Origin of the sequence: Comamonas sp. C11, from assembly GCF_024496285.1 — a bacterium.
GTDB lineage: Bacteria > Pseudomonadota > Gammaproteobacteria > Burkholderiales > Burkholderiaceae_C > Comamonas > Comamonas testosteroni_F.
The window spans coordinates 200,170-224,834 of the sequence record NZ_CP101743.1 but is presented as its reverse complement, the minus strand read 5'-3'; the positions used below and the strand labels follow the sequence as shown (position 1 = coordinate 224,834).

Annotated in this window: 20 protein-coding genes; 4 read left to right on the top strand and 16 right to left on the bottom strand. The window is 65.6% G+C overall.

Features of this window, described 5'->3' with window-relative positions:
* Positions 1 to 73: 73 nt before the first annotated feature.
* Positions 74 to 1,375: a lysophospholipid transporter LplT gene (gene lplT / locus NOX35_RS00980; protein WP_182285285.1), complete on the bottom strand. Its 1,302-nt coding sequence runs from the start codon at positions 1,373 to 1,375 to the stop codon at positions 74 to 76.
* Positions 1,376 to 1,508: 133 nt separating this feature from the next.
* On the opposite strand from lplT, the gene alr reads away from it, so the two are divergent.
* Entirely contained in the window at positions 1,509 to 2,615 is a 1,107-nt protein-coding gene (alr, locus tag NOX35_RS00975) for an alanine racemase (protein WP_256495426.1), read from the top strand.
* 121 nt (positions 2,616 to 2,736) lie between these two features.
* Here the strand turns inward: alr and NOX35_RS00970 are convergent, their stop codons facing one another.
* From NOX35_RS00970 to NOX35_RS00960, 3 genes are all read right to left on the bottom strand, one after another.
* On the bottom strand, positions 2,737 to 3,936 hold the full coding sequence (locus tag NOX35_RS00970; RefSeq protein ID WP_256495424.1) for an aspartate aminotransferase family protein: 1,200 nt from the start codon (positions 3,934 to 3,936) through the stop codon (positions 2,737 to 2,739).
* Between the two features lie 232 nt (positions 3,937 to 4,168).
* The gene (locus tag NOX35_RS00965; protein WP_256495423.1) at positions 4,169 to 4,993 is read right to left on the bottom strand and encodes a YggS family pyridoxal phosphate-dependent enzyme; all 825 of its coding nucleotides are present in this window, start codon (positions 4,991 to 4,993) and stop codon (positions 4,169 to 4,171) included.
* A 4-nt stretch (positions 4,994 to 4,997) separates the two neighbouring features.
* Positions 4,998 to 6,227 (bottom strand): benzoate/H(+) symporter BenE family transporter, encoded by a 1,230-nt coding sequence (locus NOX35_RS00960; RefSeq protein ID WP_256495422.1) that lies wholly within the window; start codon positions 6,225 to 6,227, stop codon positions 4,998 to 5,000.
* A 108-nt stretch (positions 6,228 to 6,335) separates the two neighbouring features.
* Here NOX35_RS00960 and NOX35_RS00955 point away from each other — a divergent pair, with 108 nt between their 5' ends.
* The gene (locus tag NOX35_RS00955; protein ID WP_182285280.1) at positions 6,336 to 7,817 is read left to right on the top strand and encodes a PLP-dependent aminotransferase family protein; all 1,482 of its coding nucleotides are present in this window, start codon (positions 6,336 to 6,338) and stop codon (positions 7,815 to 7,817) included.
* A 38-nt stretch (positions 7,818 to 7,855) separates the two neighbouring features.
* On the opposite strand, the gene bioF is transcribed toward NOX35_RS00955, so the two are convergent.
* The 4 genes from bioF to bioB all read right to left on the bottom strand — a co-directional run bounded on the left by bioF (position 7,856) and on the right by bioB (position 12,195).
* Positions 7,856 to 9,052, bottom strand: coding sequence for an 8-amino-7-oxononanoate synthase (gene bioF, locus NOX35_RS00950; RefSeq protein WP_256495421.1), 1,197 nt, complete (start codon positions 9,050 to 9,052; stop codon positions 7,856 to 7,858).
* Positions 9,049 to 9,732: a dethiobiotin synthase gene (gene bioD / locus NOX35_RS00945; RefSeq protein WP_256495420.1), complete on the bottom strand. Its 684-nt coding sequence runs from the start codon at positions 9,730 to 9,732 to the stop codon at positions 9,049 to 9,051. Before bioD ends, bioF begins: the two co-directional genes overlap by 4 nt.
* Positions 9,729 to 11,072 (bottom strand): adenosylmethionine--8-amino-7-oxononanoate transaminase, encoded by a 1,344-nt coding sequence (bioA, locus tag NOX35_RS00940; protein WP_256495419.1) that lies wholly within the window; start codon positions 11,070 to 11,072, stop codon positions 9,729 to 9,731. Before bioA ends, bioD begins: the two co-directional genes overlap by 4 nt.
* Before the next feature lie 130 nt (positions 11,073 to 11,202).
* Positions 11,203 to 12,195, bottom strand: coding sequence for a biotin synthase BioB (bioB, locus tag NOX35_RS00935; protein WP_256496871.1), 993 nt, complete (start codon positions 12,193 to 12,195; stop codon positions 11,203 to 11,205).
* 161 nt (positions 12,196 to 12,356) lie between these two features.
* Here bioB and NOX35_RS00930 point away from each other — a divergent pair, with 161 nt between their 5' ends.
* The gene (locus tag NOX35_RS00930; protein ID WP_256495418.1) at positions 12,357 to 12,725 is read left to right on the top strand and encodes a hypothetical protein; all 369 of its coding nucleotides are present in this window, start codon (positions 12,357 to 12,359) and stop codon (positions 12,723 to 12,725) included.
* A gap of 16 nt (positions 12,726 to 12,741) precedes the next feature.
* Here the strand turns inward: NOX35_RS00930 and NOX35_RS00925 are convergent, their stop codons facing one another.
* The 7 genes from NOX35_RS00925 to NOX35_RS00895 all read right to left on the bottom strand — a co-directional run bounded on the left by NOX35_RS00925 (position 12,742) and on the right by NOX35_RS00895 (position 23,014).
* Positions 12,742 to 13,737 carry a porin gene (locus NOX35_RS00925; RefSeq protein WP_182285276.1) on the bottom strand — a complete coding sequence of 332 codons (996 nt, stop codon included), beginning with the start codon at positions 13,735 to 13,737 and terminating at the stop codon, positions 12,742 to 12,744.
* A 257-nt stretch (positions 13,738 to 13,994) separates the two neighbouring features.
* A complete protein-coding gene (locus NOX35_RS00920) occupies positions 13,995 to 15,140 on the bottom strand; it encodes a Fe-S oxidoreductase (protein WP_256495417.1) in 1,146 nt (381 codons plus the stop codon).
* 188 nt (positions 15,141 to 15,328) lie between these two features.
* Positions 15,329 to 16,405, bottom strand: coding sequence for a homocysteine S-methyltransferase family protein (locus tag NOX35_RS00915; protein WP_256495416.1), 1,077 nt, complete (start codon positions 16,403 to 16,405; stop codon positions 15,329 to 15,331).
* A 66-nt stretch (positions 16,406 to 16,471) separates the two neighbouring features.
* On the bottom strand, positions 16,472 to 17,146 hold the full coding sequence (alkB, locus tag NOX35_RS00910) for a DNA oxidative demethylase AlkB (protein WP_182285273.1): 675 nt from the start codon (positions 17,144 to 17,146) through the stop codon (positions 16,472 to 16,474).
* Positions 17,143 to 18,615 carry an efflux transporter outer membrane subunit gene (locus NOX35_RS00905; protein ID WP_256495415.1) on the bottom strand — a complete coding sequence of 491 codons (1,473 nt, stop codon included), beginning with the start codon at positions 18,613 to 18,615 and terminating at the stop codon, positions 17,143 to 17,145. The genes alkB and NOX35_RS00905 overlap by 4 nt, the downstream gene beginning before the upstream one ends.
* Complete coding sequence (locus NOX35_RS00900) at positions 18,608 to 21,802, bottom strand: efflux RND transporter permease subunit (RefSeq protein WP_256495414.1); 3,195 nt, start codon at positions 21,800 to 21,802, stop codon at positions 18,608 to 18,610. Before NOX35_RS00900 ends, NOX35_RS00905 begins: the two co-directional genes overlap by 8 nt.
* 12 nt (positions 21,803 to 21,814) lie before the next feature.
* Positions 21,815 to 23,014, bottom strand: a complete 1,200-nt coding sequence (locus NOX35_RS00895) for an efflux RND transporter periplasmic adaptor subunit (protein ID WP_256495412.1) — start codon at positions 23,012 to 23,014, stop codon at positions 21,815 to 21,817.
* Between the two features lie 341 nt (positions 23,015 to 23,355).
* On the opposite strand from NOX35_RS00895, the gene soxR reads away from it, so the two are divergent.
* Complete coding sequence (gene soxR / locus NOX35_RS00890; RefSeq protein ID WP_256495410.1) at positions 23,356 to 23,826, top strand: redox-sensitive transcriptional activator SoxR; 471 nt, start codon at positions 23,356 to 23,358, stop codon at positions 23,824 to 23,826.
* A 7-nt stretch (positions 23,827 to 23,833) separates the two neighbouring features.
* On the opposite strand, the gene hutG is transcribed toward soxR, so the two are convergent.
* Positions 23,834 to 24,649, bottom strand: a complete 816-nt coding sequence (gene hutG / locus NOX35_RS00885; RefSeq protein ID WP_256495409.1) for an N-formylglutamate deformylase — start codon at positions 24,647 to 24,649, stop codon at positions 23,834 to 23,836.
* Positions 24,650 to 24,665 lie beyond the last annotated feature (16 nt).

Here is a 24,665-nt window from a genome sequence, read left to right as displayed (position 1 = left end):
CTTCTAACGCTTATTCTGCAAGCGTTAGAAGCTATTGATTGTGTAGTTAATGCAGCGCGCTGGCTGCAGGGCTTCAATGGCAGTCGCGACGGGCGATTTCCAGCAGCTTCTCGACCTCTTGCGGGTGTCGTTTGCAATTATTCCAGTGCCAGAGGCCGATCAGTACCATGCTAGCGGCAACCAGCAGACCGAATACCGTGATCGCACCGAAGGCAGTCAATCCCATCTTGGTGGACAGGCTGTAGAAGCCGCCCATGGCCAGGATGGCCAGCTGCTCGTTGAAGTTCTGCACCGCAATCGAGCGGCCCGCCCCCATGAGATTGTGGCCACGGTGCTGCAGCAGCGCATTCATGGGCACGACCAAGAAGCCGCCGAGACCGCCCAGAAGGATCAGAAAGGGCACGGCCACCCAGAGACTGTCGATGAAGATCATGCAGACCACGAGCAGGCCCATGAGCACGCCCAGGGGAATCACACGCGTGGCGTTGTCCAGGCGCATGCGCATGGATGCCAGCACCGCGCCGACAGCCGTGCCGATGGCCACCACGCCCACCAGCGCCGATGCCTGGGTGGTGCTGTAACCCAGGGCCGCTGCCCCCCAGGCCAGCACGATATAGCGCAAGTTGCCCGACGCCCCCCAGAACAGCGTGGTGGTTGACAGCGAGATCTGGCCCAGCTTGTCGGCCCACAGGCGCTTGCTGCAGCGCCAGAAATCGGGCAGCAGGCCCAGCAGATTGGCAATCAGACTCTTGCTCGGGTCTTCACGCAGCGGGCGCATGGCCACGCCCGTCAGCGGAATATGCAGATTGAACCAGGCCGCCACGATGTAGATCAGGATCAGCACGGCAATCGCCGCCTCGGCCGGAGTATCCACGCCGGTGTTGACGTACGGGAAGTCAAAGCCCAGCAGATGCTGGGAAATGGTCGGCCCCACCAGCTGGCCACCCACCAACACCCCCAGAATGATGGAGGTGATGGTCAGCCCCTCGATCCAGCCGTTGGCCTTGACCAGTTGGGAGGCAGGCAGCAGCTCGGTCAGGATGCCATACTTGGCCGGCGAATAGGCGGCCGCGCCCAGCCCTATCACGGCGTAGGCAATCAGGGGGTGATGGCCGAAAAGCATCATCAGGCAGCCCACCACCTTGATGGCGTTGCTGATGAACATGACCTTGCCCTTGGGCAATGCGTCCGCAAAGGCTCCGACAAAGGGGGCCAGGACCACATAGAACAGGGCGAACATGGGCACCAGGGCAGCACGTTGCCACTCGGGGGCACCATTGGCACGCAACAGCTCTACAGCGGTCACAAACAAGGCGTTGTCTGCCAGCGAGCTGAAAAACTGCGCTGACATGATGGTGTAGAAACCGCGCTTCATGAATTAGCTGTAACTGGCACCGGACGGACCGATGCCAAGGAAATAATAGACCCCGTGGCAAGTGACTGGGGGTTATATCACGCAGGCTCCGGCTGACAGTGCCAGAATCCCACTGGTCTGATTGAGAAAAACCATGCCTCGTCCCATTACTGCCACCATCCATCCTGAAGCCGTTCGCCACAATCTGGAGCGGGTACGGCAAGCCGTCCCTGATGCCAAATTGTGGTCCGTGATCAAAGCCAACGCTTATGGCCACGGTATCGAGAACGTGTTTGAAGGGTTGCGAGCGACGGACGGTTTTGCCATGCTGGACCTGGATGAAGCCCAGCGCGTGCGCAATCTGGGCTGGCGCGGCCCCATCCTGCTGCTCGAAGGCGTGTTCGAGTTGCGCGACCTGGAAATCTGCTCGCGTCTGGGCATCTGGCATGCCGTGCACTGCGACGAGCAGATCGACTGGCTGGCCGCCCACAAGACCCAGGTCGGCCACCGAGTCTTCCTCAAGATGAACAGCGGCATGAACCGACTGGGCTTTACACCCGAGCGTTTTCGTGCGGCTTATGCGCGGCTGAATGCCCTGCCCCAGGTCGACGAGATCTCGTTCATGACCCACTTCAGCGATGCCGATGTGGAGCATGGCATGGACCACCAGCTCAGGGTCTTTCACGAAACCACGCTGGACCTGCCCGGCGAGCGCAGCATCAGCAACAGCGCTGCCACCTTGCTGCATGGTGACGAAAACAATGTGCGCTGCGACTGGGTTCGCCCCGGCATCGTGCTCTACGGCAGCTCGCCAGACTTCCCCACCCATGATGCGGCTCACTGGGGTCTTGAGCCGACCATGACGCTGTCGTCAAAAATCATCGGAACGCAGGATCTGCGTGCCGGCGACACCGTGGGCTACGGCTCGCGTTTTCAGTGCGACGGACCGCTGCGCCTGGGCGTGGTGGCCTGCGGCTATGCGGACGGCTATCCGCGTGTCTGCCCCACGGGAACGCCCGTGCTGGTGGACGGTGTGCGCACCCGCACGCTGGGCCGCGTCAGCATGGACATGATGGCCGTGGACCTGAGCCCCGTTCCCAAGGCCAGGCTGGGCAGCGAGGTCACGCTCTGGGGTCGCGCCAGCAATGGCGCCGTGCTGCCCATCGACGAGGTAGCCGCTGCTGCCGGCACGCTGGGCTACGAGCTGATGTGTGCCGTGGCTCCCCGCGTGCCCAAGCAGGTGGAGGGTGCGGGCAGATAGACCGGCCTGCTCCCGTCAAAAAGCCGCGGCAAGGACAGCGCATCAGAGTCCGGAATGCGACGCCAAGAGCGACCTTGTCGAAGCTGCGACGACTTCGGCCACAGCGCTCACGCCCCGGCAGCTAAACAGCGTCGCGACTTGGTGCACAGTCCTGGCACAGGCTGGTGACTCTGGCAACGATGTCGTCAATCTGTGCCTCGTCGCAGATCAGCGGCGGCAACAGCCGGATCGTGCGCTCACGGGTCACGGTAATCAGCAATCGCTGTTCGGACAGCGCGCGGCCGACCAGCTCCTGGCAGTTCCGGTTCAACTCGATCCCTGCCATCAGCCCCAGGCCTCGGATGGCCTGCACGCCCGGGTGTCCTCCCAGAGCCAGCCGCAGCCCGGCCAGCAGGCGCTCGCCCAGCAGGGCTGCCCGCTGCGCAATGCCGTCTCGCTCCATGATGTCGAGCACGGCGCAGGCCACGCGGCATGCCAGCGGATTGCCACCGAAGGTGGAGCCATGCTGGCCGGGACAGAACAGGTTCGCGGCGGTGCCACGCGCCAGACAGGCCCCAATGGGAACGCCATTGCCCAGCGCTTTGGCGAGAGTCATCACATCGGGCTCGATACCGGCGTGCCGGTGCGCGAACCAGGCCCCCGTGCGGCCCAGGCCGGTCTGTATCTCGTCGAGCATCAGCAGCCAGCCCTGGCTGTCGCAGAGCTCGCGCAGAGCGCGCAGGTAGCCGGTACTGGCGACACGGATGCCGCCTTCGCCCTGTACGGGCTCGACCAGCACGGCGACGATACCTGGTACTTCCTGAGCCGCTCGGCGCACCGCATCGATGTCGTCATAGGGCACGCGCACAAAACCGGGCATCTGCGGCTCGAAGCCCCGCTGCTTGGCCGCGTTGCCCGTGGCGGCGAGCGTCGCCAGCGTGCGGCCATGAAAAGCGTTCTCCATCACGAGAATTTGCGGCTCGGCCACCTGCTTGCGATGCCCGTGCAATCGGGCGAGCTTGAGAGCCGTCTCATTGGCCTCGGCACCCGAATTGCAGAAGAACACCTTTTCCATGCCGGCGAGCGCGCATAAGCGCTCGCCAAGCTGCTCTTGCCAGTCGATACGGAACACGTTGGAAGTGTGCAGCAGCGTCGCGGCTTGCTCAGCCATGACGGCGGCAATCTCGGGATGGGCATGGCCCAGGCTGGTGACGGCCACTCCGGCGATGGCGTCCAGGTATTCCACCCCTTGCTCATCCCAGAGGAGTGCACCGCGTCCGCGCACAAAAGAAACAGGCTGGCGGGCGTATGCCCGCATCAGGTGAGAGTCGGTTTGCAACATGCAATGCTCCGGTGGGATGTGAAGGAAAGCTGGCGGGAATCAACCAGTTCGGGAGAACTCTGCAGCGGGCCAATGCCCGGTTTCAGCGGCAAAAATCGCGCATCGCGCATCGCGCATTGCGCTTGCCGGGCATGGCGCAGCACCTGCAGGACCTGGCGGCAGATTGGCCAGCCTGCTGCGGTCGCAACGCACCGCGCGGGCACAGGCCACCTGCGATTGCGCCGATGCCATGTCAATCGGTAGCGGATTCCGGCGTCTCCGGATCAGAGCGCGTTGGCCAGTAATAGCTATCGGGCAACGGACGCGCGCCGAAGATGGCCTGCCCCACGCGCACCACGGTAGCGCCCTCCTCGATGGCAATCTCGAAATCGCCGGACATCCCCATCGACAGAGCATCCAGCTCCACGCCCTCGGGTGCGCCTTGCCGCAACTGATCGCGCAGCTCGCGCAGGAGGATGAAGCACCGGCGCACCCGCTCGGTCTCGGCGGAAAACAGGGCCAGTGTCATCAGACCACGCACGCGCAACGCGGAAAACACGGGTAGCTGCCGAATGAAACCTGGCACGTTCTCGGGATTCAAGCCATATTTGCTGGCCTCGCCCGAGGTATTGACCTGAACGAACACGTCCAGCGACCGCCCTTCAGCCTGCAGGCGCCTGTCCAGCGCCTCGGCCACGCGCAGGCTGTCCAGCGCCTGGAACTCGCTGGCGAAGCGCGCCACCAGCCTGGCCTTGTTGGTCTGCAGGTGGCCGATGACCGACCAGCGCAGATCGGCCAGGTCCTGCATGGACTCCCATTTTCCAAGCGCTTCCTGTACCTTGTTCTCGCCCAGCAGGCGGCAGCCCGCCGCATAGGCCAGACGCAGGCTGGCTTGAGGCTTGGTCTTGCTGACGGGCAGCAGGCGCACGCTGGCTGGATCACGCCCCACGCGCTGGCAGGCAGCTGCAATGCGATCCTGCACGGTGGCGAGGTTGCGGCGAAAGTCCTCTACCGTGCCGGCCTCGGGGTACAGGCCATGCTGATCGTGACGGGTCGGGGTTTCTGAAGTCATGGGCATCACCTCATCCTTTTTCCATGGCAGCCATAGCGCCCGGCTGTGCGCTCCACGGCATCCGGCCGTTGAGGACCGCATAGGCGAGCAGCCCTATGACCAGCCCCCAGAAGGCGCCGCCAATGCCCAGCAGCGTGATGTTGGCGGCAGCAGCCAGGAAGGTGATCAGCGCGGCCTCGCGCACCTTGGCATCCGACAGGGCCGTGGCCAGGCTGGCGCCAATGGTGCCCAGCAGGGCCAGGCCTGCCAGCGTGGTGATGAAGGTGGCAGGAAAAGCCATGAAGACCGCCGCCAGCGTGACCCCGAACACACCGACCAGGATGTAGCACATGCCTGCAGCAACGCCGGCAATCCAGCGCCTGGAGGGATCTTCATGCGCCTCCCGGCCCGTGGCGATTGCAGCCGTGATCGCGGCGATGTTGAACGCATGCGAACCAAACGGAGCCATCAGCAGCGAGCCCAGACCCGTGATCGTGACGATGGGATTGGCGCTGGTCTTGAAGCCATCGTTGCGCAGCACCAGCATGCCGGGCATGTACTGGCCGGTCAACGTGATGAGAAACAGCGGCAGCGCGACGCTGAGCAAGGCATTGAGCGAGAACTCCGGCCTGGTGAACACTGGAGCAGCAAGCTGCAACTCCAGCCCGGACAGATCGACCCGATTCTGCGACAGCAAAAAGACCAGCCCCAGCACCAGAATGCCGACGACGGCATAGCGTGCCGAAATCCGCTTCAGTACCACATAGGTTGCGATCAGCAGGCCTGCCAGCATGGGATCGACGCTCATGCCACCAAATGCCTTGATACCGAATTGCAGCAGGATGCCCGCGAGCAGTGCGGCCGCAATGCCGGCAGGAATAAGCCGGATGACGCGCTCGAAATATCCCGACAGCCCCAGCACCACGAAAGCCAGCGCGGAGATCAGGTAGGCCCCCACTGCTTCGGCATAGGGCGTGCTCGCAAGGGCAGTCACGAGGAATGCCGCAGCAGGTGTGGACCAGGCCGTGATGATGGGCTCGCGCGTCACCCAACTGAGCAGCAGCCCTGTCACCCCTACGCCAATCGAGATCGACCATACCCAGGAGGCCGTCAGCTCCGGGCCGAGGCCCGCCACCTTGGCCGCCTGGAACACAAGGATGAAGGTGCCGCCGTAGTTGACGATGACCGAGATCAGGCCTGCCACGACGGGATGTGCGAGATCGTTCCAGCGAAGAGGCGAAGGTGAGTGGGTGGTTGGCATGGTCTTGCAAGGGCTCCCGGAAAAGTGATTGACCCCATGGGGTAGCAGATTTATAGAATCAAAATGGCCTGATACTCCCAGCCACTTTTTTGCAGGAATACAGACCATTTGTTCAAACACGCCCAACTCGAATCCGTCAAAGCCTGGATCGGCGACCCCGCTCATGGCGCCTTGCCCCTGCATGCCCGCATCCAGCGGGCCATACGGCACCTGATCCTCGATGGCGCGCTGGACGTGGGCCGGCGCCTGCCGGCATCGCGAGCCCTGGCCCAATCGTTGGGTGTCTCGCGCGATACGGTGGAGGCCGCATATGGCCAGTTACATGCCGAAGGATTTATCGAACGACGCACGGGCAGCGGCAGCTTTGTGTCCGGGCAGGTAAAGCGCCTTCCGGGGCGCGGCCTGATGCAAAGTCCTTTGGCGCGCGTTCCCGCCCTGCGTTTGAGCCAACGCGGCGCAGCCATGTTTGCGGGCGGTGGCCTGCGTGATTTCCTCGCGCCACGCGCTTTTGCGCCCGGTGTGCCTGAGATACGCAACTTCCCGCTCCAGACCTGGGAGCGCCTGCAGCGGCAGGTGCTCAAGGAACACGGCACCCAGGCTCTGCTGCACAGTCCGCCACAGGGCACCGAGGCTTTGCGCCAGGCCATTGCCGCCTATGTGAACCTGGAGCGCGGCGCGCGCGCCACGCCCGAACGCGTGCTGGTGCTGACCAGCTCGCAACAGGCTCTGACCCTGTGCGCCAATGTACTGCTCGACGCCGGTGATCGCATCTTTATCGAAGACCCGGTGTATCACGGCGCACGCAAGGCCTTCGATGCAGCGGGACTGGAATGTGTGCCCGTGCCGCTGGACGGCGACGGCATGCGGGTGGATCTATTGCAGACCATGCCATGCGCCAAGGCGGTGTTCCTGACGCCATCCCATCAATTCCCGACGGGCACCACGCTGGCTCTGGATCGCCGGTTGGCCGCCATAGCCTGGGCGCAGCAGGAGCAGGCCTGGATCATCGAAGATGACTACGACAGCGAATTCCACTACGCCGGCAAGCCCACGGCCTGCGTACAGGGGCTGGATCAGCACGAGCGCACGATCTATGTCGGCACCTTCACCAAGTCGATGTTCCCTGGGCTACGCATAGGCTATATGGTGTTGCCGGCTTCGCTGGTCGCCCCCATGACGGTGGCGCGGACCTTGCTCGATGGACACAGCGCACCGATTGCGCAATTGACGCTGGCGCGGTTCATCGAAGGCGGGCACCTGGGAGCGCATGTGCGTACCATGCGCGCCGTCTATGCCGAGCGGCGTGATGTACTGGCGCGGCTGGTGCGCGAGCATCTGGGGGATTTTCTGGAGCCCCGGGTGCCTGCGGGCGGCATGCAGATGCCGTGTACCTTGATTCGCGACATTTCCGAGCTTGCCGCAGTGGATTGCGCTCGCAGAGCTGGCATCGACCTGCTCGGGTTGACGCAGCTGCATGCATCGAGCCGGCACAAGGCGGGTTTCCTCATGGGATTTGCTGCTCACACACCGCATGAGCTGGAGGTCGCCGCGAGGAAGCTGGCACAGGTACTGCAGGCGCTACGCCGCTGACAGCGAGCAGCGAGCAGCGAGCAGCGAGCGGCCAGGCCTCAGCCTGCCAGCTCCTGCAGCGCTGCCAGCAACTGACTCACATCCGCCTCGGTGTGCAGCGCCGACAGTGCGATACGCAACCGAGCCGTGCCCACGGGCACGGTGGGAGGACGAATCGCCGGCACCCACAGGCCATGGCGGCGCAACCCCTCCATAAGGCTAAGCGCAGCGTCATTCCCACCCACCACCAGTGCCTGCACGGCCGTTTCCGATGGCAAAAGCCTCCATCCCTTGCCATTCAGCAAGGGCTGCAGACCCGCGCGCAACTGGGCGATACGGGCCTGCAACTGCAGGCGCAGAGCGCCTTGCTGCTCTATCAGCTGCAGACTGGTTTGCAATGCACGCGCCAGCATCGCAGGGGCGGCGGTCGCAAAGGTGTAGCTGCGCGTTTTCTGCAGCAGCCACTCGATCAGCAGTTCATGTCCTGCCACAAAGGCGCCCGAGACGCCGGCCGCCTTGCTCAGCGTGGCCATGTACAGCACGCGTGGCGAAGCCTTGTCCCCCGTCAGTCCTGCGGCCGCCAGGCTGCCGCGGCCTTGCGGGCCGAGCACGCCGAAGCCGTGGGCATCGTCGAGCAGCAGCAGGGCATCGTAGCGCTCGCACAGGGCCAGCAGGCCCTCTATATCTGCCACATTGCCGTCCATGCTGAAAACGGCATCGCTCACCACCAGCTTGCGCTGCACCGGGCAAGCAGCCAGCATCTGCTCCAATTCGGCCAGATCGCCATGCCCGAAACGGTGGATCTGGGCACGCGACAGACGGCAGCCGTCGATCAGGCTGGCGTGGTTCAGAGCGTCCGAGAAAATGGCATCGTCCGCGCCCACCAGCGCCGGGATGATGCTGGTGTTGGTGGCAAACCCGGCATAGAAGTAAAGCGCACGGGGCAGTTGCACAAAGCGGGCCAGTTCCTCCTCCAGCGCAGCGTTGGCCGTGCTATGGCCGTTGACCATGGGAGAACCGCCCGAGCCCACGCCAAAGTCCTGCGCACCGGCGCAGGCCGCCTCAATCATGGCCGGGTGCTGGGCCAGCCCCAGATAGTCGTTGCTGCAGAACTGCAGCATGGGCTGCCCGTCGACCAGAATGCGCGCACCTTGCAAGGGCGCCACGGTACGACGGGTGCGGCGCAGCGCGGCGGCGTCGAGTGCTGCCAGCTGCCGTGGAATATCCTGCAGCCAGAAATTGGAAGATGTAGTCATTGCCATTCCTTGGGCAAAGAGAAACTGGTCAGGCGAGGATCGGGAGTGGCCTGCCAGGGAATATCGGCCAGCAGCGGCGCGCCGAGCCGTCCCAGCTGGTGGCGCAGCCAGTCCATGTTTTCCTCGGGCACCAGCATCTGCGGCTCCACACGGCTGGCCACCCAGCCCGCCAGCGGCAAGCCGGCTGCGCAAATCGCCTCGGCGGTCAGCACCGCATGGTTCAGGCAACCGAGCTTGAGCCCCACCACCAGCACCACGGGCAACTGCAGCGCCACAGCCAGATCGGCAATGCAAAGAGAGTCCGACAGCGGCACACGCCAGCCACCTGCGCCCTCGACCACCACGGCATCGGCCTGCGCCGCCAGTTGCCGGTAGGCGTCCAGAATCGGGGCCAGCGTCACCTCCACGCCCGCGCGCCGGGCCGCGATATGCGGCGACATGGGGTCTGGCAGCAGCACGGGATTGTCCAGCGCTGCCGGCACGGCCAGCGTGGAGACCGCGCGCAAGGCCACCGTGTCTTCGTTGACCCAGCCGCCCCGCCCGTCTGGCTCGGCGCCTGCGGCCACGGCCTTCATGCCCACCACGCGCGAATGGTGGCCTGCCAGTGCGTGCAGCAATGCACAGCTGGCCAGGGTCTTGCCCACACCGGTATCGGTGCCCGTGACGAAACAGCCGATCATGCGTTTCCCTTCTTCGCGGCAAGCTCCGCTTCCTGCTGCAAGGTGGTGTTCAGCGCGGCCAGCGCGGCCTGACCCAGGTGGGCGATATCGGTATCGTCCAGCACATAGGGCGGCATGCAGTACAGCGTGCGCCCTATGGGGCGCAGCAGCAGACCGAGATCCAGCGCTGCCTCGTGGTAGCGCTGTGCAAAGTCCGGCAACGCGGTATCGATGTCCCAGGCCCAGATCATTCCCTGCTGGCATGCATTGCTGACGCGGGGGTGAACATTCAGCCCGGCCAATGCAGCACTGATTTTCCGGGCCAGCTGCCGATTGGCAGCCAGCTGGTCCAGCTGCTCGAACAGCTCCAGCGTCGCCACGGCAGCCCGGCAGGCCAGGGGGTTGCCGGTATAGGAATGCGAATGCAGAAAGCCGCGCGCGGCATCGTCGTCATAGAAGGCCGCATAGACCTCATCGGTGGTCAGCACGGCAGACAAGGGCAGCGTGCCGCCGGTCAAACCTTTGGACAGGCAGATGAAGTCCGGCCTGATGCCGGCCTGCTGGTGGGCAAACAGGCTTCCGGTACGGCCAAAGCCCACGGCGATCTCGTCCACCACCAGATGCACTGAATAGCGGTCGCACAGCGCCCTGGCCAGACGCAGGTATTCGGCATCGTGCATGGCCATGCCGGCGGCGCACTGCACCAGCGGCTCCAGAATCAGGGCAGCAGTCTCCTGGTGATGCGCTTGCAGCCAGGCTTCCAGACCCTCTGCTGCGCGGCGTGCCACATCGGCAGCGGTTTCGCCAGGCCCGGCCTGGCGTGCATCGGGGCTGGGCACGGTGGCAGACAGACGCACCAGAGGGCCGTAGGCATCGCGAAACAGCGCAATATCGGTGACCGACAGCGCGCCTACGGTCTCGCCGTGGTAGCCGCCGGCCAGGCCCACGAAGCGGTGCTTGGCAGGATGCCCCTGGTTGCGCCAGTAGTGGGCGCTCATCTTCAGTGCGATCTCGGTGGCCGAAGCGCCGTCGCTGCCGTAGAAAGCATGGCCCAGGCCAGTCAGAGCGGCCAGGCGCTCGGACAACTCGACCACGGGTGCATGGGTGAAGCCGGCCAGCATCACATGATCGAGCTTGCGCATCTGCTCGGTCAGCGCCGCCTGGATATGCGGATGCGAGTGACCGAACAGATTGACCCACCAGGAACTGATGCCGTCCAGATAGCGGCGGCCATCGGTATCCACCAGCCAGGGCCCGGTGGCGTGGTCGATGGCAATCGGCGGCGCGGCTTCGTGCCGCTTCATCTGGGTGCAGGGATGCCAGACATGGCGCACGCTGCGGCTGGCAAGACTGTGGTCCATCAAAAACTCCTGAGGCGAATCACCGGCCTTGCCAGATCGCAGGCACGGCGGGGCCTGGCCTGTGCAAGATGCCAGGCCAAGCCATCCGGAAAGAGAAGCCCCGGCGCGACGGCCGGGGGCGATTCAGGGATCAGCTCGCGGCCGATGTCCCCAGGCCCTTGAGGCCCAGCTTGCGCATCAAGCTGGTATCGGCCTCCACATCGGGATTGCCGGTCACCAGCAGCTTGTCGCCGTAGAAGATGGAATTGGCACCAGCCATGAAGCACAGGGTCTGCACGGCCTCGCCCAATTGCTGGCGGCCCGCCGACAGGCGCACGCGGGCCTTGGGCATGGTGATGCGCGCCACGGCGATCACACGTACGAAGTCCAGCGGATCCACCGGCTCGCTGTCGGCCAGCGGCGTGCCGGGCACGGGCACCAGGCTGTTGATGGGCACGGACTCGGGATAGGGCTGCATGTTCGCGAGCTGGGCAATCAGGCCGGCACGGTGGACCTCGGTCTCGCCCATGCCGATGATGCCGCCGCAGCACACGCTGATGCCCGCATCGCGCACCGCCGCCAGCGTGTCCAGCCGGTCCTGGTACTGGCGCGTGCTGACCACATCCTTGTAGTACTCGGGCGCGGTGTCGAGGTTGTGGTTGTAGTAGTCCAGGCCGGCCTCGCGCAGCGATGCCGCCTGATGCGGCTGCAACATGCCCAACGTGGCGCAGGTCTGCATGCCCAGGCCCTTCACGGCGCCGATCAGCTCGTTCATCTTCTCGATGTCACGGTCCTTGGGCGCGCGCCAGGCGGCGCCCATGCAAAAGCGGGTGGCTCCGGCATCCTGTGCTGCCTTGGCGGCGCGGGTGACTTCCTCCACGCTCATCAGCTTCTCGGCCTTCACTCCCGTATCGAACTCGGCCGACTGCGGGCAGTAGCCGCAGTTCTCGGGGCAGCCGCCGGTCTTGACGGACAGCAGGGTCGCCAGCTCGATCTCGCCCGCCGGCCAGTTCTCGCGATGCACGCTCTGGGCACGGTGCAACAAGTCAAGAAAAGGCAGGTCCAGCAAGGACTGCACTGCCTCCACAGGCCAGCGCTGCGCTTCGGTGGCCGCGGCGGGCTTGGCCGGCGTATGCCAGTGCATGGTCTGGCTGCCGCAGGCAGCGGCTTGCTGTGCGTCGGCGGCGCGCACTGGGTTGTCTTGCTCGGGCACGGAATAGGACATCGCGGTCTCTCCTCAATCGGGGGAATGCCGCGCATTTTGGGCAAAAAAATCAAGGATTTACAGAGCCCACATGCAAATAGTTGCCCTCCAAAGAGTTGCAGCAAGAAGCGCTATTTTTGAGCGTTATTTCAATGCATTTGACAGATTTTCAGCACCCATTAGAAACAGCCAGCCATAACTTCTGCCAAATTGAGCTCTTGTGCATTCAATTGAGTGCAATGCAACAGATTCAGACCGTGGATTTCAACGAGGAAGAGCGTAGATATCGGCAAAAAACATGGTTTTTGGCGCTTTTTACCCGGACAAGGCCTGAATCAGAGCCAGAAACGGTGCTGTGCCGTCCGTGCAAAGGCGGACAAACACCCCAAACTGGCCGATTTAATTCCCTCAACTCTTGTTGGACATTCGCACCGAGCGCAAAAAAAGCCGCAGCAGGGCTGCGGCTGTAGGGCGGGAGGGCTGGGCTTAGAAGGCGTGAGCCATGCCCACGCCGAATGAAGTACCCGAATCTGCACCGTACTCGTAGCTCTTGCGGCCCAGACTGGCATAGAGCGTGGTGCGCTTGGACAGCGCATAGTCGGCCCCCAGGGAGTAGAAATGATTGGTCTGCTCCTGCATGCGCTGGCGCCCGTAGCCGGCCTTCAGGGTGGTCTGTCCCATCTGATAGGTGGCACCCAGCGTCACGGCCTTGGCCGAAAGCGCCGTCTGGGCCACGCGCGAGTAGTCCCAGGCGGCCATCACGGCGGCTGCGCCAAAGCGGTATTTGCCAGCCACGAAGGTGTCCTTGTCACCGCTGCCGTTGCGCTCGAAGGCCAGCATGCCGCTCAGGCTGTCCGAGTCGTAATTGAGAGAGGCCGAATAGCCGCGCCCTTCGCGGCGCAAGGTCAGCGGCACTTCGGTGCGCTCCGGCGAGGCGCTCAGATGCAGGGTAAAGCCGGCCATCGTGGGCGAATCGTAGAAGATGCCATTGGCCATGCGCCCATATTCGGCTGCGCCGTTGTTGCTGTAGCGGTCGGTAGGCGTGAGGTAGTGCCACTGATACCAGGCCGGAGAGGAAATGCGGTTGAAATTGGCCCAGGGGTCGAACTTCCAGTCCTGCGACCACATGGCCGACAGGGCGCGGCCCAGGCGCAGGTGGCCGAATCCGCCCTGCAGACCCACCGTGGACTCGTCGTGCCAGAACGGCTTGCTGCCCTGATCCTCCAGACGCCCGGTATCGATATCGAAGCGCGCGCTCAGGCGGAAGGTGGCCTTGAGGCCGCCTCCCAGGTCCTCCCAGCCTGCAATGGCCAGATTGCTGCGCTGAATCGTGCCGGCCTGGGCCGTGCCGTCAAAGCCGCGATAGATGCCGCCGTCGATCAGACCGCCAATGCTGACGCTGGACGACTGGGCTGCCGCAGGCAGCACGGCAGACAAAAGGGTGAAACATGTGGAACAAGCAATGCCAGTACGCAAGCGCATGCCGGTGGTTCTCCTTGAATTGTGAAGTCACTGCCCCGCAGCCAGCCCATGGCACAGCAGAAGACAGAGAAGGTCGAAGACCTGTGAGATGAGGCGATGACAGGCAGTCAGGCCCTGCCTGATGCACTGAAGACAGCCGGAACATGGCTGGCAGCGGGGCTGCCGATTCCGGCCCGAGAAGCCTGCTCAAAAAGCAGGCAACGGGACGCATTATGAAAGTCTGGCCTGCGCAGAGTCCAGTCCGTCGTCAGCTTGGTTCAGCCGCTGCGCGCCACGCCGGAAGCGGCCCAGATGCGATTCATCTCGCTGCAAAACGGCTGGGCACAGGGTGCCAGGCCCTGGTACTGACAGCCTTCGGTCATGCACAAATGCGAACGGTGCTCGCTGTTGCGGCGCGGCACGGGCAAGGCATTGGCAGCCTGGGCCGCCGCCATCATCAGCCAGGGATCGGACTTGTTCTGCAGCAGCTGCTGCACCTCCTGCGCCAGCGCCGGCGTGGGCATGGCCAGAGGCAGAGAAGCCATCTGTGCCGGCGTCGCCTGAGCAGCGCTCGCCGTGACGGGCTGCATCTCCAGCCACAGCAATGCGCTGGTGGCAAGCGTGCTGGTTGCCGCGGGCGACTGCGGCTGCACCACCAGAGCCAGAGGACCGCTGCTCAAGTCACCCGGATCCGCCATGGGCAGGCGCAGGGCCGTCCCCGGCCCCAGGGTTGTCGGGATGCTTGCCGCACCCACGGCCTGCGCCCATGCGGCGGGTACCTGCAATGTCAGGGAAAAGCTGCGCTCGCCTTGCGGCGTGACCAGCGTGCCTTGCTGCACCAGCCAGTTCTGCAGCTGGGGCAGACGCGGTGCGGCAGCACCGCCGGCAGTTGCCGCCGCCATGCCCTGCTGCGCCTGCTCCAGCGCCACGGCCGCCGTCGGAGACAGGGTCGTCGCCGTCTGCAAAGCGGAACTGGGCGGCTGCGCGCCAGACACCGCAGCCTGCGCCAAGGCCTGCATCAGCGCAACCGATCCCTGCTGGCCGGCCAGCAGTTGCAAGGGCTGGGCCTGTCCCTGCAGGCTGACCTGAACCTGCGCGAGCAGGCTTTGCACAAACTGCTGCACGGCCGCTGGCAGGCCCTGACTGGGCCAGCTCGCCGCAGGCGCACCGGGCTGGGCCTGCACCTGCAGGGCCAGTTGCGCAATCAGATGCTCAAAGGCCTGGAGCTTGAGGTTCTGCAAGGTTTGCGGCGACCACTGCACGATGCTGGTCGCCGGGGGCGTCGCCTGAGCGGCGGGCAGCTGCTGCGCTGCGGGAAGATCCGGGACAGCGGCTGCAGCCACATTGCCGGCCTGCGCAGCCGCCTGACCCGTGGGCACGGACACGGGCAGTAAGGAGGCAACGGGTTGCAGTGGTGCAGTCATGCGGTCGTCGGTGGCGGGGCAGCAAAGCCGGAATCAGGCCATTGTGCCCGCCCCTGCAGATAAGCATCGGAAAAAGAGCTGCCGGTGCTTGTAGCTCAAGCACCAGGGCTGCCCGGATCGTGCCGGCGCCGCATGGTTCACGCCTGCGATCCGAAGCGCGGGTCAGGGGCGAACCATTGCGGGCGGAATCAGGCTTCGGCCGGGTAGAACAGCTTGCGCGTGGCCGTGGCCTGCACGGCCTTGGCAATGGCGCCGATATGGTCGGGGGTGGTGCCGCAGCAGCCACCCACGATATTGACCAGACCTTCGGCCGCGAATTCGTGCACCAGGCGGCTGGTGATCTCGGGCGTTTCGTCAAAGCCGGTATCGCTCATGGGGTTGGGCAGGCCGGCATTGGGGTAGCAGCTGATGAAGGTGTCGGGAGCCGCCTTGGCCAGCTCCTGCACATAGGGACGCATCAGCGTGGCGCCCAGCGCGCAGTTCAGGCCCACGGACAGCGGGTTGCTATGGCGCACGCTGTGCCAGAAGGCCGTCACGGTCTGTCCGCTCAGAATGCGACCCGAGGCATCGGTCACCGTACCGCTGATCATGATGGGCAGGCGCTCGCCGGTCTGCTCGAAGGCTTCGTCCACGGCAAACAGCGCGGCCTTGGCGTTGAGGGTGTCGAAGATGGTCTCGACCAGGATCACGTCGGCACCGCCTTCAATCAGCGCCAGCGTCTGCTCCAGATAGGCCTGGCGCAGCTGCTCGAAGGTGATGTTGCGCGCAGCAGGGTCGTTCACATCGGGGCTGATGGAGGCGGTCTTGGGCGTGGGGCCCAATGCGCCGGCCACATAGCGCTTGTGATCAGGCGTGCTGTACTTGTCGCAGGCCGCGCGCGCCAGCTGGGCGCTCCTGAGGTTCATCTCATAGGCCAGGTCGGCCATGTGATAGTCCTCCTGCGCAATCGTGGTCGCGCCAAAGGTATTGGTCTCGATCAGATCGGCGCCGGCTGCCAGGTATTTCTCATGGATGTCGCGAATCACATCGGGACGGGTCAGCGACAGCAGCTCGTTGTTGCCCTTGACGTCATGGGCGAAGTCCTTGAAGCGCTCGCCTGCAGCATCGGCACCGGCATAGCCCTCGCCGCGATACTGCGCCTCGCCCAGCTTGAAACGCTGAATCATGGTGCCCATGGCTCCGTCAAGAATGACGAGGCGCTTGGCAAGCGTTGCGGGCAGCTCCTGGGCTCGGGTGTAGGCGGGGGTGGGGTGCGACTGGCTCATAGACCGCCATTGTAGGAAAGCTGGCAGGCTTTGCCGGGCAGCCGGGCATTGCCCTGTAGCCAGCGCCTATTCCGATGGCTGGCCTGCCGGGTAGCGAGCCTTGGCCATGCGGAACGTCAGATTCCAGCGCTCGTTGCCAAGCAGCGGGTGCGGGCCCGGCTTGAGCGGGGCAACACCATGGAACACTAAGCGCGAAGGCCCGCCCCAGACCAGCACATCGCCATGGGTGAGTGCAAGGCGCCGGGTGGGATTCTGGCGCGTCGGTCCGCCCCAGAGAAAGCTGCAAGCCAGGCCCAGCGAGACCGAGACTATGGGCGCAGCAAAGTCGTGCTCGTCCTGGTCGCGGTGCAAGCCCATGCGCGCACCCGGCTGATAGCGGTTGATCAGGCAGGCGTCGGGCGCAAAACCCGGATAGCCGGCCAGCGCCGCAGCCCTGGCGGCCTGCTCGCCCAGAAAAGCCGGGATGGCAGGCCAGGGCCTGCCGGTCTGCGGATCGACAGCGCTGTAGCGATAGCCCTGCAGATCCGAAACCCAACCCCAGCCGCCGGCGTTGGTGATCGCCACCGACATGAACTTGCCACCGGGCACCTGCATGGTGCGAAACGCTGCCCGTGTCTGCAAGGCCCTCACCTCGGCCACCCAGCGCTGCTCCTCGGCTGTCGCAAACCCCCGCAGCAGCACGGCTCCGTCATCAATGATCTCGGCGGGCAGGGGGTCGTCAGGAAACAGCGAAAGCGTCATTGCAACGCTATCATAGGCCCGGTCGGCGGCTGCCCCTCCCAGCCGCCAGCCAACGCCTGATACAGCGCCACGGCGGCACGCAGGCCACGCACGCGGCTGTCGGCCGCCGCGTCCTGGGCCGCGTAGAGGTCGCGCTGCGCGTCCAGCACCTCGTACAGGCCCACGCTGCCCAGGCGGTAGCGGCGCTGCGCGAGCTGCTCGGCCCGGGCACGCTGCTCGGCGGCCTGGGCCAGATGGGCATCCTCGGTGCGGGTGCGCGCCAGGCCCACCAGGGCGTTCTCGGTGTCCTCCAGTGCCAGTAGCACGCTTTGCTGGTACTGGGCCAGGGCGACCTGGGCACCGGCCTCGCTGGCAGCGATGCGTGCGCGCACGCGGCCCACGTCGAGGAAAGACCAGTCCACACCCAGAAACACGCTGCGGTTCGCGCTGCCGGCCTCGAACAGCGCGCCCGTACTGAGAGCGGAGCTGCCCAGCAGACCGCCCAGCGACAGGCGCGGAAACAGCTCGGCCGTGGCCACGCCCACCCGCGCCGTGGCGGCATGCAGACGCGCCTCGGCGGCGGCCACATCGGGGCGACGGCGCAACAGCTCGGCGGGCGTGCCGGGAGCGATGCTCTCTGGCAACTGCGGCAAGGCGGCCGGCGCGTCCAGCGCCGCGATCAGAGCCTCGGGCACCTGGCCGGTGAGCACGGCCAGCCGGTGCTGGGCCACGGCGATCCGGGCCTGCAGCGCCGGAATGCGCGATCGCGTGGTCTCCAGCTGCGCCTGGGCGCGCGCCAGGTCGAAGTCGGTGCCGCTGCCATGCGCCAGCCGCAGCTGCACCAGGCGCAACGTGTCCTGCTGATTGGCGGCATTGGCCTCGGCCAGATGCAGGCGCTTCTGCCAGCCGCGCAGATCTGCGTAGCCGGCCACGACCTGGGCCGCAATGGCGACCTGCAGCGCAGCCAGATCGGCGGCACTGGCACGCAGGTCGGCGCTGCCGGCCTCGATGCTGCGACGCACGCGACCGAACAGGTCCAGCTCCCAGCTCGCGTTGATGCCGGCGCTGTAGCTGCGCTGGCTGCGCGGCCCGCTTGGTGCCTGGTTTTCGCTGCGTCTTTGCTGCAGCGCCTGGCCCGACAGGGTGAGCGTAGGGAGCTGATCAAGACGGCTTTCGCGCAGCAGGGCCTGGGCCGCATCCAGCCTCGCCAGTGCACCGCGCAGCTCCTGGTTGGCCCGCAGGGCCTGCTCGACCAGCTGCGTCAGTTGCTCATCCTGGAACTGGCGCCAGAACGCGGCATCGGAACCGGCCTCGGGGGATGCCAGCTGCAGGACTGCAGACGGCTCGGCCCGCGCGAACTGCGCGCCGGCTGCGGGCAACTCGGGTGCACGGAAATCGGGGCCGACGGCGCAGCCTGCCAGCAGGGTCGCAAGGCCTGTCACGGCATATGCCAGAGCATGCCGGCGCAAGGGTTTGCGGATCTCAGACATGACTGCCCTCCAGGGATGTGGGTGAAACATGTGAAGCTAGATGAGCAGGCGTGCGGGTCGCCAGCGAACGGCCCGACAGACGGCGCAGCGTGACGTAGAACACTGGCGTGAGGAAGAGGCCGAACAGGGTCACGCCCAGCATGCCCGAGAACACCGTCACGCCCGTGGCCGCGCGTACCTCGCTGCCCGCGCCGCTACCGATCAGCAAGGGCACGGCGCCCGCGATGAAGGCGATGGAGGTCATGACGATGGGACGCAGCCGCAGGCGGCAGGCCTGCAGCGCGGCATCGACTGTTGGCGAGCCGCGCATCTCCAGCTCGCGTGCAAACTCCACGATCAGAATCGCGTTCTTGCAGGCCAGACCCATGAGCACGACCAGGCCGACCTGCACGAAGACATTGTTGTCCCCCCCGGCCAGCCATACGCCGAACAGCGCCGCGCAGATACACACGGGCACGATCAGGATCACGGCCAGCGGCAGAGTCCAGCTTTCGTAGAGCGCGGCCAGCACCAGGAAGACCAGCATCACGGCGATGACGAAGACCACGGCCGCAGCATGGCTCTGCTCGACCTGCTGGTAGCTCAGATCCGTCCAGGCCAGCTCGATGCCGCGCGGCAGCGTGCGCTGCGCGATCTCCTGCAGCTTGGTCAGCACCTCGGCCGACGACAGCAGGCGCGGATCGGAGTCGCCGATCAGGTCGGCAGCCGGAAAGCCGTTGTAGCGCAGCACCGGATCGGGTCCGTAGCTGGGCACCACGGTGACCATGGAGCCTATGGGTACCATCTCGCCGCGCGCGTTGCGCGTGCGCAGCTGTGCGATGTCCTCCACGGCCTGGCGGTAGTCGGCATCGGCCTGCAGCATCACGCGCCAGACGCGGCCGAAGGCGTTGAAGTCGTTGACGTAGACCGAGCCCAGATAGGCCTGCAGGGTCTGGAACAGATCGGTCAGCGCCACGCCCTGGGCCTTGGCCTTGATGCGATCCACCTTCACTTCCAGCTGCGGGATGTTGGACTGGTAGCTGCTGACCGGGTAGGTCATGCCCGGCGTTTTGGCGATCTCGGCCTGGAAGGCCGCAAGCGACTGCTGCAGCGCAGCATAGCCCAGGCCTGCGCGGTCCTGCAGGAACAGCGAATAACCCGATCCGTTGCCCAGGCCCTGGATGGGCGGCGGCATCAGCGCATAGGCGAAGCCGCCCTCGATCTGCGCGAACTTGGCACCCAGCTCGGCATTGATGGCCTCGGCGCTGCGCGTGCGCTCGCCAAAGGGCTTGAGCATGATGTAGGAGCTGGTCAGATTGGGCGTGGTCGTGGACTGCAGCGCATTGAAGCCCGCGAAGGCCGCGACCATGTCCACGCCATCCACGCTCTTGGCCGCCTCCACCATCTGGCGCGTGACCGCATCGGTTCGGTTCAGCGACGCACCTTCGGGCAGCTTGGCGCCGGCAAACAGGTAGAGCTTGTCCTGCATGGGGATGAAGCCGCCGGGCACGACATGGAACAGCACGGCGGTGCCGGCCAGCAGTGCCGCATAGACCGCGAACACCAGGCCGCGCCGGCGCAGCGAGCGACCCACCGAGTTCTGGTAGCCGTGAGCACTGCGATCAAAGAAGCGGTTGAAGGGCCGGAAGAGCCAGCCCAGGCCCTTGTCGATGACGCGCGCCAGCGCGTCGCGCGGTGCGCCGTGCGGCTGCAGCAGCTTGGCCGCCAGCGCCGGCGACAGGGTCAGCGAGTTGATGGCCGAGATCACCGTGGAGATGGCGATCGTCACGGCGAATTGCTGGTAGAACTGGCCCGTGACGCCGCTGAGAAAGGCCATGGGAACAAAGACCGCGCACAGCACCAGGGCGATGGCGATGATGGGCCCGGAGACCTCCTTCATCGCCAGGTGGGCCGCCTCCTGCGGGCTGTGGCCCTGCTCGATGTAGCGCTCCACGTTCTCGACCACGACGATGGCATCGTCCACCACGATGCCGATCGCCAGCACCAGGCCGAACAGCGTCAGCGTGTTGATGGAATAGCCCAGCAGGTACAGACCAGCGAAAGTGCCGATGATGGACACGGGCACGGCCAGCAGCGGAATGATGGAGGCGCGCCAGGTCTGCAGAAAGACGATGACCACCAGCACCACCAGGATCACGGCCTCGATCAGCGTGCTCTGCACGGCCTTGATCGAATCGCGCACAAAGACCGTGGGGTCCCAGACGGATTCGAAGGCCACGCCTTCGGGCAGGTCCTTGGAAAGCCTGTCCATGGCCGCGTAGACCTGCTCGGCCACGCCCAGCGCATTCGCGCCCGGCGACAGGAAGATGCCCACGGCAGCCATGTTCTTGGTGTCGCTCCACGAGCGCAGCGTGTAGTCGCTGGCGCCCAGCTCGATGCGCGCCACGTCGGCCAGACGCACGACCTGACCGCCTTCGCCGCTCTTGAGCACGATGTCCCCGAACTCCTCGGCCGTCTTCAGCCGCCCGCGCACATTGATGGACAGCAGCTTGTCGGACTTCTGCGCACTGGGCTCGGCGCCCAGCTGGCCGGCCGAAACCTGGATGTTCTGCTCGCGGATGGCGGCAATCACCTCGCCGGCCGTGAGCTGGCGTGCCGCCACCTTTTGCGGGTCCAGCCAGACACGCATCGCATAGTCGCCGGCGCCGTAGATGCCCACGTCGCCCACGCCGGGAATGCGCGCCAGCACATCCTTGATCTTGAGCGTGACATGGTTGCGCAGATACAGCGCATCATGCGCGCCGTCCCGGGACACCAGGCCCACGTACATCAGCGGCGTGGACGCCTGCTTCTGCGTGGTCACACCGAACTGCCGCACCTCCTCGGGCAGCCGGCTCTGGGCCTGGCTGACGCGGTTCTGCACGCGCACCGCGGCGGTGTCGGGGTCGATCTCGGGGCGGAAGGTGGCGACCACCTGCAGGCTGCCGTCCGAAGCCGCAACCGACTTCATGTACATCAGGCCTTCGACCCCGTTGATGGCTTCCTCCAGCGGCACGGCCACCGACTCGGCGACCTCCTTGGGATTGGCTCCCGGATAGGTGGCGCGCACCACCACGCTGGGCGGCACGACCTCGGGATATTCACCCACCGGCAGCTGCGGAATGGCCACCAGGCCGACGGCGAACATGATGATGGAGAGCACGACCGCGAAGATGGGCCGGTCTATGAAGAATTTGGAGAAGTCCATGGCACGCCCTCCTTACTGCGCAGCGGCTGGCGCGGGCTGTGCGGCCGCTGCCGCCACCGGCCTGGGATTGACGGGCATGCCGGGGTAGTAGATGCGCTGCACTCCGCCCACCACCAGCCGGTCACCCGCAGCCAGGCCCTTTTCCACCAGTCGCCGGCCATCGACCATGCGACCCAGCGTGAGGTCGCGACGCTCGGCCAGATTGCCTTCGCCCACCACATAGACGTACTTGCGGTCCTGGTCGGTGAGCACGGCCTTGTCGTCGATCAGCAGCGCCTGGGACTCGGCCTCCTGCCGGTCCGGGCCGCTTTGCATCTGCACGCGCGCGAACAGGCCTGGCGTCAGCATCCGGTCGGGGTTGGCCAGGCGCGCGCGCAACCGCATGGTGCCCGTGCCCGGCTGGAGCTGGTTGTCGCTGAAGTCCAGCGTGCCCGCATGGGGAAAACCGCTGTCGCCGACCAGGGCGACACGCACCGCGCGGCCCTGGCCGGTCAGGCCGGCCAGACCTGCCTTCTGGTAGCGCAGAAAGCTGTGCTCGTCGGCATCGAAATACGCATACACCGGGTCCTGCGAGACCAGGGTGGTCAGCACGCTCTGGTCGGCCTGGGCCATATTGCCCACGGTGAGCAGGGCGCGGCTGGCACGGCCCGTGATGGGCGCGCGCACCTCGGTGAAGTCGAGCTGCAGCCGTGCGGTGGCCAGCTCGGCCTCGGCCGCACGCACCTGGGCCGTGGCCTGGGCCAGCGTTGCGGCCCGCGTGTCGGCCTCCTCGCGCGAGACTGCATTCTCGGCCACCAGCTGGCGCGCGCGCTGGTCCTGCGTCTGCGCCAGCCCGGCAGCGGCACGCGCGCGTTCGAGCTGGGCCTGGGCGCTGGCCAGGGCCGCACGATAGGGCCGCTGGTCGATCACGAACAGCAGCTGGCCCTTCTTCACCTCCTGGCCTTCGACGAAGGCGATGCGCTCGATATAGCCCGACACGCGCGAGCGCAGCTGCACCGACTCCACGGCCTCGATGCGGCCATTGAACTCGTCCCAGGGGCGTATGGCCTGCAAGGCAACCTCGACTACCTGCACCTCGGGCGCGGGCGGCGGGCCGTTGCCGGCATGGGCATCGCCCGCGCCGGGACGGTCGCAGCCCGAAAGCAGGACCAGCGCCGCGAGGCCGCCGGCCAGCAGCAAGGGCCGCAGCGGCGGCGTGGAATGGACTGACATATGGACTCTCCCAGAATGAATGCGCCCGCCCTGCTGGCGGCAGCAGGCCTGACGGAACGGCCACCTCTGCCTACAAGACGCAGGAGCAGCCAGGCTTGTGACAAGCATTGGCAGGTGGCTGAGAGAGATTCAATAAAGATAGCTGCTGCCGCAATTCACCAAATGACTTCAGGCACAAAACCATCTGAAGTCGTTTTTCATCAAGCGAATACAGCTACGGATATCAGAAGAACTCCGGCCAGCACTTGGGCCGTTGATTGCGGCTCCACCGGCTCTCGATCACAATGGCGGCATTCTTCAAGTTCAAGTGAACTTTAAGTCAAGTCCCAGGGAAAGACATCATGAAAATTGAGGATGATCCGCTGATGAGCATCAGCGACTTCGCGCAGCGCAGCGGCGTCAACGCATCGGCGTTGCGCTACTACGAGTCGCTGGGTCTGATCGAATCGGTGCGAAGCAGCAGCGGAAGGCGGCGCTACCACCGCTCGGGCCTGCGGCGCATCGCCTACATCGTGTTTGCGCAGCGCGTGGGTTTCACGCTGGAGGAGATTGCCGCGCAGCTGGCGCGGCTGCCGACGCGGCATGTGCCCACGGGCGGCGACTGGCAGAAGATGTCGCGCATCTGGCAACAGCGGCTGGACGAGCGCATCGACGAGCTGCAGCGCCTGCGCGACAGCCTCAACCAGTGCATAGGCTGCGGCTGTCTGTCGCTCAAGGTCTGCAGCATGTACAACCCCGGCGACCAGTGCCAGCGCTGCGGCCCTGGGCCGCGCCGCTGGCTAGGCGACGAGCTGCAGGCCGAAGGCCACTAGCCTCGGCTCAGCGGCCGCTGGCCTGGGCGAAGGCCAGCACGGCCTGCAGCAGGCGCTGCATGGTGGGCTGGATGCGGGCCGCAACCTCGGGCAGATAGTCGAACGGCATCTGCTCCTGCATATAGCTGGACTGCGTCATCTCCAGCTGAACGGCGTGGAAGCCCTGCTCCGGCTGACCATAGTTGCGTGTGATGAAGCCGCCCTTGAAGCGGCCATTGAGCACGCTGGTGTGGTCCGGTGCCTGCCGTGCAATATCCAGCAACTGCTGGGCCAGCGCTGGCGCGCAGCTCTTGCCGTCGGCGGTGCCCAGGTTCAGGTCGGGCAGCTTGCCCTCGAAAAAGCGCGGCAGCACCGAGCGGATGCTGTGCGCATCCCACAGCATGGCCACGCCATGCTGGCTCTTGATGCGGTCGAGCTCGGCGCGCAGCTGCGCATGATAGGGCTGCCAGTAGAGTTCGCGGCGGCGCGCGACTTCCGCCTCGTCGGGCTCGAACGCCTTGCTCGCATACAGGGGCTCGCTGTCGAAGCCGTCAACCGGGCACAGCCCGGTCACGCTCTGGCCCGGATAGAGGCTGGCGCCATCGGGCGGACGGTTCAGATCGATGACATAGCGCGAATGCGTGGCGGCCAGAATGGATGCGCCCAGTTCCTTGGCGAAGTCGTAGAGCCGCGGCATGTGCCAGTCGGTGTCGTGGACTTCGCGCCCTTCGGGCGTGAGCCTGGCCGCAATGTCGGCCGGCACATGGGTGCCGGTATGCGGCATGGAAATCAGCAGCGGTGCCGTACCCTGGTGAAAGACAAAGGGGGCGATGGCTTGGCTCATGGAGCGTCTCTCTTCT

Bases quoted from the DNA above. Each gene is read 5' to 3' on its own strand.
- NOX35_RS00905 (WP_256495415.1), bottom strand. From the start codon at position 18,615: ATGTCTGAGATCCGCAAACCCTTGCGCCGGCATGCTCTGGCATATGCC.
- NOX35_RS00900 (WP_256495414.1), bottom strand. From the start codon at position 21,802: ATGGACTTCTCCAAATTCTTCATAGACCGGCCCATCTTCGCGGTCGTG.
- bioF (WP_256495421.1), bottom strand. From the start codon at position 9,052: ATGACTACATCTTCCAATTTCTGGCTGCAGGATATTCCACGGCAGCTG.
- NOX35_RS00960 (WP_256495422.1), bottom strand. From the start codon at position 6,227: ATGCCAACCACCCACTCACCTTCGCCTCTTCGCTGGAACGATCTCGCA.
- bioA (WP_256495419.1), bottom strand. From the start codon at position 11,072: ATGGACCACAGTCTTGCCAGCCGCAGCGTGCGCCATGTCTGGCATCCC.
- NOX35_RS00915 (WP_256495416.1), bottom strand. From the start codon at position 16,405: ATGAGCCAGTCGCACCCCACCCCCGCCTACACCCGAGCCCAGGAGCTG.
- bioD (WP_256495420.1), bottom strand. From the start codon at position 9,732: ATGATCGGCTGTTTCGTCACGGGCACCGATACCGGTGTGGGCAAGACC.
- NOX35_RS00965 (WP_256495423.1), bottom strand. From the start codon at position 4,993: ATGCCCATGACTTCAGAAACCCCGACCCGTCACGATCAGCATGGCCTG.
- soxR (WP_256495410.1), top strand. From the start codon at position 23,356: ATGAAAATTGAGGATGATCCGCTGATGAGCATCAGCGACTTCGCGCAG.
- hutG (WP_256495409.1), bottom strand. From the start codon at position 24,649: ATGAGCCAAGCCATCGCCCCCTTTGTCTTTCACCAGGGTACGGCACCG.
- NOX35_RS00920 (WP_256495417.1), bottom strand. From the start codon at position 15,140: ATGACTGCACCACTGCAACCCGTTGCCTCCTTACTGCCCGTGTCCGTG.
- NOX35_RS00895 (WP_256495412.1), bottom strand. From the start codon at position 23,014: ATGTCAGTCCATTCCACGCCGCCGCTGCGGCCCTTGCTGCTGGCCGGC.
- lplT (WP_182285285.1), bottom strand. From the start codon at position 1,375: ATGAAGCGCGGTTTCTACACCATCATGTCAGCGCAGTTTTTCAGCTCG.
- alkB (WP_182285273.1), bottom strand. From the start codon at position 17,146: ATGACGCTTTCGCTGTTTCCTGACGACCCCCTGCCCGCCGAGATCATT.
- alr (WP_256495426.1), top strand. From the start codon at position 1,509: ATGCCTCGTCCCATTACTGCCACCATCCATCCTGAAGCCGTTCGCCAC.
- bioB (WP_256496871.1), bottom strand. From the start codon at position 12,195: ATGCACTGGCATACGCCGGCCAAGCCCGCCGCGGCCACCGAAGCGCAG.
- NOX35_RS00970 (WP_256495424.1), bottom strand. From the start codon at position 3,936: ATGTTGCAAACCGACTCTCACCTGATGCGGGCATACGCCCGCCAGCCT.
- NOX35_RS00925 (WP_182285276.1), bottom strand. From the start codon at position 13,737: ATGCGCTTGCGTACTGGCATTGCTTGTTCCACATGTTTCACCCTTTTG.